The 12,618-nt window shown below is 43.8% G+C and carries 12 protein-coding genes; 7 read left to right on the top strand and 5 right to left on the bottom strand.

The window, feature by feature from the left end:
- Window positions 1-28 precede the first annotated feature (28 nt).
- On the top strand, window positions 29-940 hold the full coding sequence (locus tag J3492_RS04070) for an alpha/beta fold hydrolase (RefSeq protein WP_207990175.1): 912 nt from the start codon (window positions 29-31) through the stop codon (window positions 938-940).
- A complete protein-coding gene (locus J3492_RS04065; protein ID WP_207990173.1) occupies window positions 937-1,551 on the top strand; it encodes an alpha-ketoglutarate-dependent dioxygenase AlkB family protein in 615 nt (204 codons plus the stop codon). The genes J3492_RS04070 and J3492_RS04065 overlap by 4 nt, the downstream gene beginning before the upstream one ends.
- Window positions 1,552-1,559: 8 nt before the next feature.
- On the opposite strand, the gene J3492_RS04060 is transcribed toward J3492_RS04065, so the two are convergent.
- The 3 genes from J3492_RS04060 to J3492_RS04050 form a co-directional block, all read right to left on the bottom strand.
- Window positions 1,560-2,567 carry an NADP-dependent oxidoreductase gene (locus tag J3492_RS04060; protein WP_207990171.1) on the bottom strand — a complete coding sequence of 336 codons (1,008 nt, stop codon included), beginning with the start codon at window positions 2,565-2,567 and terminating at the stop codon, window positions 1,560-1,562.
- 104 nt (window positions 2,568-2,671) lie between these two features.
- Window positions 2,672-3,430 carry an endonuclease/exonuclease/phosphatase family protein gene (locus J3492_RS04055; protein WP_207990169.1) on the bottom strand — a complete coding sequence of 253 codons (759 nt, stop codon included), beginning with the start codon at window positions 3,428-3,430 and terminating at the stop codon, window positions 2,672-2,674.
- Window positions 3,431-3,658: 228 nt separating this feature from the next.
- A complete protein-coding gene (locus J3492_RS04050) occupies window positions 3,659-4,771 on the bottom strand; it encodes an AOC03_06830 family ribosome hibernation factor (RefSeq protein ID WP_207990167.1) in 1,113 nt (370 codons plus the stop codon).
- Window positions 4,772-5,357: 586 nt separating this feature from the next.
- On the opposite strand from J3492_RS04050, the gene J3492_RS04045 reads away from it, so the two are divergent.
- From J3492_RS04045 to J3492_RS04025, 5 genes are all read left to right on the top strand, one after another.
- On the top strand, window positions 5,358-7,532 hold the full coding sequence (locus J3492_RS04045; RefSeq protein WP_207990165.1) for a M3 family metallopeptidase: 2,175 nt from the start codon (window positions 5,358-5,360) through the stop codon (window positions 7,530-7,532).
- Window positions 7,532-7,789 (top strand): YheV family putative metal-binding protein, encoded by a 258-nt coding sequence (locus J3492_RS04040; RefSeq protein ID WP_207990163.1) that lies wholly within the window; start codon window positions 7,532-7,534, stop codon window positions 7,787-7,789. Before J3492_RS04045 ends, J3492_RS04040 begins: the two co-directional genes overlap by 1 nt.
- A 151-nt stretch (window positions 7,790-7,940) precedes the next feature.
- Entirely contained in the window at window positions 7,941-8,459 is a 519-nt protein-coding gene (locus tag J3492_RS13185; protein WP_243453091.1) for a hypothetical protein, read from the top strand.
- 27 nt (window positions 8,460-8,486) lie between these two features.
- Entirely contained in the window at window positions 8,487-9,053 is a 567-nt protein-coding gene (locus J3492_RS04030) for a hypothetical protein (protein ID WP_207990161.1), read from the top strand.
- Between the two features lie 194 nt (window positions 9,054-9,247).
- Complete coding sequence (locus J3492_RS04025; protein ID WP_207990158.1) at window positions 9,248-9,826, top strand: hypothetical protein; 579 nt, start codon at window positions 9,248-9,250, stop codon at window positions 9,824-9,826.
- Between the two features lie 80 nt (window positions 9,827-9,906).
- Here J3492_RS04025 and J3492_RS04020 read toward each other — a convergent pair whose 3' ends face one another.
- Together J3492_RS04020 and J3492_RS04015 are read right to left on the bottom strand one after the other, a co-directional pair.
- Window positions 9,907-10,827 carry a glutaminase gene (locus J3492_RS04020; RefSeq protein WP_207990156.1) on the bottom strand — a complete coding sequence of 307 codons (921 nt, stop codon included), beginning with the start codon at window positions 10,825-10,827 and terminating at the stop codon, window positions 9,907-9,909.
- Between the two features lie 335 nt (window positions 10,828-11,162).
- Window positions 11,163-12,618 (bottom strand): Ig-like domain-containing protein (locus J3492_RS04015; protein WP_207990154.1); only part of this gene is annotated, 1,456 nt, incomplete at its 5' end.

The following is a 12,618-nucleotide window of genomic DNA, read 5'->3' as shown; positions in this document are numbered from 1 at the left end:
GTTTAGCTCATAGAGTGGGATTGTTGTTATGGAAACATATGCAAAAAGTATCGACATAAATGGTAAGCTTGCACGCTATTACCACTTATCGAGTTTGGAGCAAGCTCATAGTAATCAACACCATAAAAAGCCAGCAGCACATTTTTATGGTGGCAATGGTTTTACAGTTGGCACTTATAAGCCTTTATTGACAGCGCTGACAGCAGGGTTTGAGCTGAGCGCTCTGGCGATGCGTGGCTACTGGTATGACGAACCGATAGATAAAGTGATGACTCGTGAACAAGACGCTGCGGTGCTGATTGAGTATCTAGAAAAAACTCAAGACAAACCTATCGTCGGTATTGGCCACTCACAAGGCGCAAGTGCGACAGCAATGGCCGCGGCCCAGCGTCCTGATTTGTTTTCGCAGTTATACCTTATCGATCCTGTGACCTTTACCAAGCCGCAAACCTTGCTCTATAGCCGTATTCCTCGGCGACTACTGATGACCCAAGAACCCTTTAAAAGCACTCGTAAAAAACAGCGATACTGGACGAGTATCGATGACTACTATCAGTACTTACGCCAGCATCGAGCCTTTAAACGCATCAGCGATGAGCATCTGCGCACCCTTGCAAACCAAAGCTTAGTCAAAACCGATGATGGTCGCTATACGTTACTATTTAAACCCGAGCAAGAGCTAGCCAGTTATTTTGGCACGCCTTATATCACCAGCGCCCTAAAAACGCTGAACAAAAACAACACGCCCTACACGCTGATACTCGCCAAGCCTTCGGTATTCAATAGTGATAAGGTGCGCAACAGCTGGCAAAGCGTGGTTCCTGACCAGCATATCATCACCTTACCTGACTACGGTCATCTCTTACCCATGGAAGCACCTGAATTATGCGCTCAAATGATTTATGAGCGCTATCGGAATGGGACACAAGCCAAGTCATGACTGACCAATTTACTCACACGCCCACCAACCTACTGCCATATGAGGGTAAGGTCAATGATTTAGGTATTATTATCGAGCATTCTGCTAAGCTTTATGACACTTTACTAACCGAGCTGCCTTGGCAGGCAGATATCGTGACGCTGTTTGGCAAGACTCATATCACCAGGCGTCAAATCGTTTGGATGGGTGATAAAGATCTCAGCTATCACTACTCTGGTCATGCTCGCCAAAGCATTCCGTGGTCAGACACAGTGTTTCATGTGAAACAATACATTGAAAATCAGCTGGCAAAGATAGGGATCCATACTGAGTTTAATTCGTGCCTACTGAACTACTACCCTTCAGGTAGCGAAGGGATGGGCTATCACGCAGATGATGAAAAGGAGCTCGGCGCTCAGCCGATTATTGCCTCATTATCTTTGGGCGCTACCCGTAAATTTGTCCTCAAACACAAAAAAACTCAAGATAAAGTCGAGATTTATCTTGAGTCCGGTCAGCTGATCGTCATGCATGGTGATACTCAAATGTTTTGGAGGCACACCATTACTAAGACCAAAAAGGTCAATGACGGTCGTATCAGTCTGACCTTTCGTCGCATGCTGACGATATAAATCCTTGATTAACTGGCTTCTAGTACGATTTTGCCAAAAGAATCGCCTTGCTGTAATTCATGATGAGCAGCGACCACTTCTGCTAATGCATAGCTCTGCTGTATCTTCAAAATCAGTGTTTCATCAGCCACTTGCTGCAAAACTTGCTGCATATCTTTACCATTAGGTTTGACCGCATAGCCATCGACGCTTAAGTCTTTATCAGCGCCGGCTTCTTTGAGCTTATCGACCCAGATGGTTGGTAGTACATTGACACGCCCGCCTGATTTAAGTACGCTCAACGCACGTACACCAGCGTCATCGCCGACCAGATCTAGCAATACATCCGCTTGTACGTCTGGGAAGTCATCATCTTTGGTATAGTCAATCCAGCCTGACAACTGACTTTTATCAATAAGCTGATCTAGCTTGTCATATTTATCTGGCGAACAGATAACCGTGACTTTGATATTGTCTTGTACGATCTTGTTCATCAATAGTTGGATAACAAGATGACCGACTCCACCTGCTGGCGCATTCATTACCACATGCTCGCCTGCTTTGATATCAGCAAAATTGACGAACTGAAGTGCCGTTTGGCCCACACAAGGTAGTGCACCTGCTTGCTTTAATGTAACGGTTTCGGGCACATTTGCTAATAGCTTAGCGTCGACCGCCACATACTCAGCATAGCAACCACCGCCAAAGCTTAAGGCAGCGACTTTGTCCCCAGCTGCAAAAGCATCACTGTGACTGCTGACCACCTCACCTGCCACATCAAATCCCAAAATAGCAGGTTCATCATGGTTAAATTTTTCTTTGCGGATATTGTCCGCACCCCAGCCCTTGCCTTGACGGGTTTTATAATCCACAGGATTGATACCGGCATATGCAACTTTTACCAGTACTTGCTCATCCTTAAGCTCAGGAACCGCAACACCCGCTTGATAGTTCATGACTTCAGGTTCACCAAACTCACGAATGAGCACAGCGTGTTGGGTGGTTGGTAGTGGTTGGTTGTTAGTCGTATTAGACATGTCATATATCCTTATATTATTATTCAGTCATTTTATTAATTATGGGGTTGGTTAAGGTTTATAGCTTACCTCGATATAAGTCAGTCGTTAAGAGCCGACAGAGCTTACAGTAAGCCCAGCTCCGCACTCAGCGGCAGATGATCAGACAGCTTTGACCATGGTTTGCCAGTATGAACCCAAGCGTCTTTGATCGAAAGATTGCGTACATAGATACGATCCAAGCTTAGCACAGGCAGCTTGGCTGGAAAGGTGGGCAATAGCTGGCCATGGCAATGTTTAAACGCTTCTACCATCCCCAGATCACTTGCCAGCTTGTCACAAGATAGCTTTTTCCAGTCATTGAAGTCACCTGCCAAAATCAATGGCTGTTTTGGATCGATAACATGACGCACATAATCGCTGATCGCTTGGTATTGCTTGATACGATCACGCTCAAACAGATTTAGATGAGCACAAAGCACCACCACCGGCATATCCCAATCGGGCGGCTGAACCTCACAATGCAATACACCACGCTGCTCTAGTCTATTCACTGTGATATTGACGTTGTGTTTAGGATCTAATGGAAAACGGCTTAATACCGCATTGCCATGATGGCCATTTTGATACTCTGAGTTTTTGCCATAACTGTCTTGCAACTTAAGATACTCCCCAAACCACTCATGCTGCGCTTGGTCTGGATATTCATTATATTGCATATTACGCTTTAGGTTTTGCCCCTGCACCTCTTGTAGACACAGTATATCTGGAGCCACGACTTCGAGCGCCTGAGCGATGCCTTGCATTTTGACCTGCCTATTGAGCGGCGACATACCTTTATGGATGTTATAGCTGGTCAAGATAAAAGAGTCTTTATTAGTCATAGGTTTGGCGTTCATATCGTAGAGGGTTCGGGGTCAATGTTAACGTATGATCAATATCATAATCGTTCGGACTGGTGTTATCTAGTAATTAGATACGATATAGCAGTATATCTGCTACTTAATCGTCCGTTATCCAAGTAAAGCTCATTAAAAAAGCATTGACTCACGATGAACCAATGCTCTTATACTACCAATCAATGCTTTATTTGTACGACATCACACGGCTTATTAGTAGCGAGTAACCAAAGCAAGGGGTTGATCTTCGCTCATGATGTCCTGTGGCATAAACACCACTTCACCACCGTTATGCATCACATGTTCAATAATCACGCTAACGGCGTCATCAGTCACGCCTTCTTCAGCTGGATCATCGGCGTACATGAGCGTTTGAGCTTTTTCATCAATTTTAGCTGGTTGCATATAACCACGGCGTAAGTATAGTGTCTCACCAGCCCCTTGATAGGCAGCACGATAAATCTCTTGCAAGTCGACACGCAACATATCTGCACCACGGGCTTTATCTATTTCACCCAATGCTGCTTCATGCAATGACGTACGATAGCTTTCGATCGCCTCTTGTACCCCATCCACGATATGCTGAGCGCTGCCGTCTTCTAGATTGGTGACGTTTGATACAGAAGCGATAATATTATCTGGGCGATCACAGACTTCTTTATAATAGCTAATATTACGAGCATCACCTACGACTACTAACGGCATTTTATGCTCGCCCCACAGCTCTTGCACACTTTTATCAATGCGATTGAAGTACTCTTTCAAGTAGCTGTCTTCGTTGTTTGCTGAGCGATCAGAGCCGCCATCACCTGTCTTATATAAGCTATTATTTTCGATAGGAAACGGAATGCTCTCCATGTTATTTTGCGCCTCGTCATCTTTGTCAAACTCTTTGACGACACGATCGTTAGACGCCTCAATCAAACGTGCGTTATCACGTCCAAGCACCACAATGTAGTAATGAACAGCACTTGCCATATCACGAATCAGATCACGAGTAGCAAAGCTTTTATCGATAATCACCCGCTCTTTAGCATCAAGGGGTAAACGCAGTATTTGAGCCTCATCTGTACTGGCAAATATCGCTAAAGTGTCCAGGTTATAGTTGTGATTCAGATCTTGAGTTTTAGCATGAATTTTATCTAAAATAGTGGTGGCAGTATTTTTGTCATATTCATTAGTAAGACGCTCTTCGACGACTTTTAGTTGGTTTTTTAACGCAATGGGATCCGTCTCATTGGCAGGATGATCACGATGAGTTTTTACAAAAACACTAACAGCTGGATCGGCTTTGGTTTCACGTAAACTCTTTAGCGTTGCTTTCATATATCGTTCTCCTAGTTTTATTATCTTTACTTTTTAGAGAAATAACCATCTATATAGATCATGCATACAAGATAAGAGTAACGCCTTCTCTTGCTCTTACAATTCTCTTAGACAGTTTGTGTGTTATCTGAGTCATTATTATTAATAAACACTTGTATCAAGGTATGGCGATTGTCCTATTCTATATTGTGATTTCAGCCTTGTCTTTTTGCTAAACAAGAACTTTAAAATAGGTTGCGAGTTGGCTCCTTGGCCGTCCGACTGACAGTCATCCATTACCTTTAGTATCACCATAACAACTTTACCTTACTTACTGTAGGGGTATTTTGCAAGTAAATGATGATTCTTTGTAAATGGGTAAAAGATAAAAAAATTGTCTTAAATTTGATAAAAAACAACTTCAAGCGTCTTTGGGTTGCATTCTTATCGAGCCATACCCATCTTTTACAGACCCCCTAACACAATTCATAGAGTAAATACCTAAAAAACGCAATGCTATACCACTTTAGATAATATACCTTGCTATAACTTTTCACTATTACGATATTTATTGATAATTACTGACGCTGACTATATGGATACTGATATGACTGTTCTTGACTCAGACTTACATCTTGTTGACTTCGCCGCTACCGACCCAAACGACTTACAAGTAAAAGTAAGTCAGGCTATCGACGCTGCCAATGACTTTTTGGACACCTTAGCGACAGAGGTAGATAAGCCAAACACTCAAGTAGGTGCCGAGCAAGCATTGGCAGATGTGCTGGCTTTTGATCACATTAATCTGGCTTTGGATCGCAATTGGGGCGTGTTATCGCATCTAAATAGTGTGATGAGTAATGACGAGATACGCCATGTGCATCATGAGCTACTGCCCAAGCTGTCTGCTTATGGGACTCGTGTGGGTCAGCATCAACCCCTATTTAGCCGCTATCAAGCCATTGTTAACGATACAAGTTTTTTTGCTACGCTTGAGCCGGCGCGCGCACGTGCTATTGAATTGGCACTGCAAAGCTTTGAGCTATCAGGGGTGGCGCTGCCAAAAGCCGAGCAAGAGACCTATGCTGAGATTCAAAGCAAGCTTTCTACCTTATCGGCTACCTTTTCTGATCATATCTTGGATGCCACACAAGCGTTTGCATTACCTTTATCATCAGAGCAGCTGGCGGGTCTGACTGAGAGTGGGCTGGCGCTACTGGCAGATGCAGGTGAACAATACAAAGCTCGCCAACTGGCTGATGGTAAGCTTACTCAAGCGCAGATCGATACCTTACCAACGCCATATTATGTCGCAAGTTTAAACATTCCGGTCTATCTGGCCGTGATGACTCATGCCGATGATCGTCAGTTGCGTGAGACGCTATACCGTGCTTGTGTGACTCGTGCCTCAGAGTTCGATACGCATACCAATAGTAAAGGTGAGTCGCTCAATAACGCTGACATTATGAGTCAAATCTTAGCGCTACGGGAACAAAAAGCCCGACTGCTAGGCTTTAATAACTATGCTGAAGTATCACTATCGACCAAGATGGCGGATAGTGTGGATGAGGTTGAGAGATTTTTGCGCAATCTTGCAGACAAGGCAACACCAACGGCTAAAGCAGACTTAGTACAGCTACAAGAGTGCGCTCGTGATTATGGCATAACAGAGCTGCAGCCTTGGGACAATGCTTATATTGCCGAAAAAGTAAAACAGAACAAATTCAGCTTATCGCAAGAAGCCATTCGTCCTTATTTTCCATTACCAAAAGTTATCGATGGGCTTTTTGCTATTGTTGAGCGTTTATACGGTATCAAAGTACAGGAGCATAGCGACTCTGTATCACGCTGGCATGATGACGTTCTGTTTTATCAGCTATTTGACGCTGATGACAGTTTAATCGGTGGCTTTTATTTCGACTTATTTGCTCGTAGTGGCAAACGTGGTGGTGCTTGGATGAGTGGTTTTCAGGCACGTTATCGTCATGACGAAACGGGTTATCAGCAACTGCCAGTGTGCTTTATGGTGGGTAACTTTACCCCAGCGCTAGAGGGTAAACCAAGCTTGTTAACGCATGATGAGGTATTAACCTTGTTCCATGAGTTCGGTCATGGTCTACATCACCTGTTGACCCAAGTGACGGTCGGTGATGTCGCTGGGGTCAATGGTGTAGAGTGGGATGCAGTTGAGCTACCCAGTCAGTTTATGGAAAACTGGGCATGGGAGAGCGATGGTATTGCGCTGATTAGCAGTCATGTCGAGACAGGCGAGCCGCTACCAAAAGCCAAACTTGATGCGTTACTTGCCGCTAAGAACTTCCAAAGTGGCATGCAGACACTGCGCCAAATTGAGTTTGCGCTGTTTGATTTACTCATCCATGCTCACACGCCAGCGCTAGATTATGCAGGCATTCTCGCCACACTAGATGCCGTACGCAATGATATCGCTATGATGAAAACGCCAGATTACAACCGTTTTGCGAATGGTTTTAGTCATATTTTCGCTGGTGGCTATGCTGCAGGCTATTATTCTTATAAATGGGCGGAGTTATTGTCCGCCGATGCCTTTAGCAAGTTTGAAGAAGACGGCATCTTTAATCCTATCACTGGTAAAGCCTTCCGTGACACCATATTATCAGTTGGTGGCAGCTTACCGGCGAAGATTAACTTTGAGAATTTTCGTGGTCGTAGTGCCAGTATCGACGCCCTACTGCGCCATAGTGGCTTTAGCGGTACAAATACCGTGGCCGCTAATACCCAATCAAACCGTGAGGTCAGCTAATGCGTTATCAGTCCAACCGTCCTAAGCGTCAGTTTTTGGCAGGGGTGCGCTGTCCCAAGTGTCAAGCGTTAGATGCAGTGGTGCAAGTGACCATAGTCACACCCGAGCCTGATGAGTACATTGAGTGCACTCAGTGCGACCATAGTGAGCGTCGCCCTGAGGCTGACGAGATCAGCGCCAAAAACCACCTCGAAGATCAGCTGGCTGCTGATGCAATGACCACAGGCACTAGCGGTACGGTGAAGTTTAAACCCTAACCTCCCCGTGGTCAGTCACTTCTCTCTACGGTTTGCAACGGTAAAACTTGTCACTCTCATACGTATAAAAGCCTATCAGTTGATAGGCTTTTATTATTGGGTTTGCTATAGTATAACCAACCTCTTGTCCTTCGTAACTATTGGCCTTGATATGTCTTCTAAAAAACCCTCTCCTGTCTTGACCAAAACCTCTAAACCATCAGGCGTCGGCACTAAGGGTCTTATCGTCCTGCTGCTCCTATTGCTGATCATAGTGGTGGGTTATTTTGTATGGTCACGCTCGCTTTCTAATACGCATCCAGTAGCGAAAGAGACGCCAGCAGACGCTCAGCTTACTGTGGTAGAAGACAGCTCTAACTTAGTAAGTGATACAGATAAAATCGACAATGACTCGACGCCTGTTGAAATCATTGAACCTGCTGAAGTGGAATCCACTGAAGCTCAGATGGTCCTTAATGCCCCTTTACCAGAAACAGACAGTCTGGCTAAAGAAGAGATTGATCGCTTAGAAGATGAGCGACAACGCTTAGCAGAGCAAGAAAAGCTGACGACTGAACAAATCACAATGTCTCAACAGCTGACCGATATGAAAGCTGATCAAATCCAATTAATCGAGCAGCAAATTGCTCAGCTTGAGGCAGCCAAAAAAGCTGAGGTTGGTATGCCATAATACTGGGCTTTTAATAGAGTATCTACAATGGCCATCATAACGCTGACCCATACGCCTATATTAAATACTCGTGCTCAGTTATTGATATTGCCCGTCAATACCGCAGGGACTCTCTTAGATCCTGTACTTATGCGCACAAAGACATTGTTTCCTGATAATCATCAACGCTACTACCATGCTTGTCGTGATGGGCGTTTAACAGTTGGCAGCTGCTTACTGCACAAACGCAGCCGAGAGCAAGCTGGTCTTGGTATCAGCAGTAATGGCAATCAACCCAGTTATATTGCTAATCTTGTCACATCTGACCACCCTTATCACCCAACGCGAGCCCGTTGGCTAAATGCCTCACTGCTTGACTTGCAGCAGCAGCTCATCCCTCTTATACGCTATCAAGGCGTTCGTAGGGTTGCACTACTGGCACGCCCCCTCATTTCTTATAATAATCCACAAACTGATGCGGCCGATGCACTCAACTCATCAGGCTCAGTACCCTTGAGTTGGCATACTGACACCCTACCCTTACTGAGCCAACATCTACAAAACCTACCCAAGCTGCGAATAGAGATTCATCTGCCTAACAACATCGCTATATAAGTCATTCAATCTTTTTCATTATGTTTTTTCCTGTAGGTCTTGATAGGTAGATTTATGTCGAAGTATTGACTAAAAAACAGTCGCAGCCTAGTATCGAGTATAGCTAATATCAAGTCTAACGCACAGTAAGCCCAATAAAGAGAGAAAGACAGCAACATACCTTTCACCTAAAACTCCATATAGGAGAATCATTTATGTCAAATAATACTTCAAACAACCAAAATACTAAAAACCAACATACTGAAAAAGAAAACGATGCAGTAACGGCTGTAGAGGTCGTAAAAGACGATACCGTCGTCTATGAAGACGGTGATTTTGACGATTATAACGCTGATCATAATTATGAAACTGATGCAGACGATGACTCTAGCAAAGAAGATAAGTCTAAAAAGAATGGTACATCTAACAAAGACGACAAATCTGAAGAAAACAATCAGTCTGAGCAGAAAAAAGACGAAGAAGCTGATAAAAAAGATAAGTCCGAAGAAGACGACTCATCTGGTATGACATTGGCGGGTATGTTCCAGTGGGCGTCTAAGCTTAGAGAGGACTTCATATCCGAAGCTACGGGCATGACCAATGGTGTTACAGAAAAAGCAGCGGCAATGACTCTACAAAGATTGATAGCTGTGGTAGATATGGAGCTTGCAGCCTTTGATAAAAGCGTAGAAGCTGCTAAAAAACTCATCGTTACTGCAGAACAAGAACGCGCTAAGATTGCTAGTAGAAAAGAAAAATATCAGGACATGATCGATAAATTAGATCAAGAATAAAACGTCTAGTCAGTTAAATAGTATTTGAATCATCCAATGTCAGACATTTGACATTGGATTTTTTTCTTAAGTAACCGCTGTTAGTCCGAAAAAACAGACCAGCCTGTTTTTTCTACTAATAGCTCTAATGCTTTTAGCCCCAGTTTGGAGTTGCCTACAGGGTCAAGCCCTGGTGACCAGACCGCAATAGAGCCTTTACCTGGCGCTATTGTCAAAATACCACCTCCCACCCCGCTTTTACCTGGCAGGCCGACTCGATAAGCAAACTCACCAGAGCCATCGTAGTGACCACACATCATCATCAGTGAGTTAATACGTTTAGAGCGCTGTGGATTAATTACCCTTATGCCAGTGTGTTGGTTGACGCCATTGGATACTAAAAATAGCCCCGCTCGCGCCAACTGCTGACAACTCATCGCAATCGAGCACTGGTGAAAATAAACCCCCAGTACTTTATTCACCTCATGTTTGAGATGGCCAAAGGATTTCATAAAGTGTGCTAGTGCTGCGTTTCGATCTCTATGCGCCATTTCAGAGGCGGCCACTCTATGATCAAAACGGATCGAATCATCGTCTGCCACAAAGTGCACAAATTGTAGAATCTCTCCCAGTATCTCTCTTGGCTCATGTCCCATCATAATCGCATCTACTACTGCAATTGCCCCAGCATTGATAAAGGGGTTTCGTGGTCGGCCAGACTCATACTCCAGTATCGTGATGGAGTTAAAGGGGTCGCCTGATGGCTCACGACCGACATGGCTCCAAAGCGTATTGCCTAGCTTGCCAAGGCCGATAGTTAAGGTAAACACCTTGGAGATACTTTGTATGGAAAACAGGGTGCTCGCATCCCCTGCGGCATAGACTTGTCCATCAGGGGTCGCAACGCTAATACCAAACTGGTTAGGGTCGACGTGCGCCAATTGCGGAATATAATCCGCCACCTGTCCAAGCTCGGTCTCCAGCGCCATTTGGGCAGCAATATCATCTAGAATTTGTTGCATATGAGTGATGTTCTTTTGCGTTATCAAGTCATAATAATTTTAACTGAAAATAAGCCGATGATGATAGGAAAAATATACTTGATGATTTATTGGTTGAGTGTCACAAGCTTCATATAGCCTCAATGTTTTTATGGATTATGTGGTTATTATTAGTCACAACTACTTAGAGAGTTTGATATAAATGGTTCCATCATATCAGTCTGTTTTAAGTAGTCTATTAATTGTTTTTTGGGTGATATGACTGGTTCCTTTGGTAGGTATGCTCAAAACAAAAAGCGAGCAATGAGTACCATCGCTCGCTTTTGCGTTCTCGATTATAATGATATAACAGAGTGCTACATAATATGGAACATCGCTTCCGCCTGCATATTATCATTAAGCGCATGCACTTGACCTATAGTGAAGTCCACTGCTATTGATGGCTCAGAGGCTCCACTAGATACTGACGTAGTAGCAGTCTCATTAGCTATATTTGCATCCACTGTATCAGCGCCTTCAAACACTAATTCATCATTATTTACATCAAGTAAGTCAACAATGCTAGGCAGCTCGGTCAGTTTTGAGTCTGTAAGAGAGCCTGTATCCATAGTTTCTATATCGTTGAAGGCCAAAATAGTATTTTCATTATTATATAGAGCAGTCTCATCATCTACTGAACTCAAACTAATAGAGTTGTCACTGATACTATAGCTGTCGTCCTGCGATATACCATCATTCTCAAAGTTATGGAGTGCTAACTCACTAGGCTCTGAAGATGTTGCATCTGAAGTAATATTGATCCCATAGTGACTGGCTTGCTTAGTATCTAAATCAATGACTTTAATATAAAGATCTTCTGCAAGGGCTGACTCATCTAAGCCAAGTTCGGTACGGTCAGATTGATACGTATAATCACCATTTGGTTTTACAGTTAGCTGACCATTCTCAGTGTTCACTGTCAATGATTCCGCTGACGGGCTGCCTGCTTGGATTGTAATCGTCTGCCCAGCTATCTGAATATCATAGTTGTCAGGGACGTTGACATTGTCATCTGCAAAGATATTGCCTGTAATGTCTTGATAACCAGTAAACTCAGTATATTCAACGTCTTTAAATTCAGTGACGTTAAAATCAATTAATGATCCTGATGAAGAGACTTTTAAGTCTAGAGTATATTTGCCTGGTGGCAGAGTGCCGGTGCGAAAATCTATCTCATAACTACTTGAGCCTCTTGATGCAATGCTACCGCCGTTAGAGGCTGAAATCCCTGGCCCTTGTAGAGTATAGCTATACGAGGCTTGAATGGAATTAGAGTCATTAGAAATTATCAAGCTAGGCGTTGCATCGTCACCAGTGACTTCAAACTCTATAACTTCATTTATAGAAGAGGATGCCTGTTTCTCTACTACTGTTTGTAGCTCAGCGACAACGGTAGTTTTAAAGACTTCTTGCAACTCAAAGTTAGATTTTTGATCAAGTGCGCTGACCTTCACATTGGCAGTCTTAGTAATGATGCCACCGTTACCGTCGTCAACCGTATAAGTAAAGCTGTCTTCACCCTTAAAATCAGTATTTGGGGTGTAGGTGTAGCTGCCATCAGCTTCAACCGTTACTGTACCATTAGTGGCACCTTCTTTAAGTTTATAAGTTAATTCATCGCCATCCACATCGGTAGCTTCAGCGAGCATACCTGTATCAACGATGTTTTCAGCGACACCAATAACACTGTCTTCTGACACTGGCGCATCATTTACGGCAGCGACCGTAATCGTAGCAGTTTGAGTGATCACGCCACCTTGACCGTCATCAATG

The sequence above is a fragment of the Psychrobacter coccoides genome, from assembly GCF_017498085.1.
GTDB classification, from domain to species: domain Bacteria; phylum Pseudomonadota; class Gammaproteobacteria; order Pseudomonadales; family Moraxellaceae; genus Psychrobacter; species Psychrobacter coccoides.
Note: the sequence above shows the minus strand (reverse complement) of the source record. Positions and strands in the feature narration are given on the sequence as shown.

Coding starts and splice junctions, on each gene's coding strand:
- J3492_RS04070 (WP_207990175.1), top strand. CDS start 29: ATGGAAACATATGCAAAAAGTATCGACATAAATGGTAAGCTTGCACGC.
- J3492_RS04065 (WP_207990173.1), top strand. CDS start 937: ATGACTGACCAATTTACTCACACGCCCACCAACCTACTGCCATATGAG.
- J3492_RS04060 (WP_207990171.1), bottom strand. CDS start 2,567: ATGTCTAATACGACTAACAACCAACCACTACCAACCACCCAACACGCT.
- J3492_RS04055 (WP_207990169.1), bottom strand. CDS start 3,430: ATGACTAATAAAGACTCTTTTATCTTGACCAGCTATAACATCCATAAA.
- J3492_RS04050 (WP_207990167.1), bottom strand. CDS start 4,771: ATGAAAGCAACGCTAAAGAGTTTACGTGAAACCAAAGCCGATCCAGCT.
- J3492_RS04045 (WP_207990165.1), top strand. CDS start 5,358: ATGACTGTTCTTGACTCAGACTTACATCTTGTTGACTTCGCCGCTACC.
- J3492_RS04040 (WP_207990163.1), top strand. CDS start 7,532: ATGCGTTATCAGTCCAACCGTCCTAAGCGTCAGTTTTTGGCAGGGGTG.
- J3492_RS13185 (WP_243453091.1), top strand. CDS start 7,941: ATGTCTTCTAAAAAACCCTCTCCTGTCTTGACCAAAACCTCTAAACCA.
- J3492_RS04030 (WP_207990161.1), top strand. CDS start 8,487: ATGGCCATCATAACGCTGACCCATACGCCTATATTAAATACTCGTGCT.
- J3492_RS04025 (WP_207990158.1), top strand. CDS start 9,248: ATGTCAAATAATACTTCAAACAACCAAAATACTAAAAACCAACATACT.
- J3492_RS04020 (WP_207990156.1), bottom strand. CDS start 10,827: ATGCAACAAATTCTAGATGATATTGCTGCCCAAATGGCGCTGGAGACC.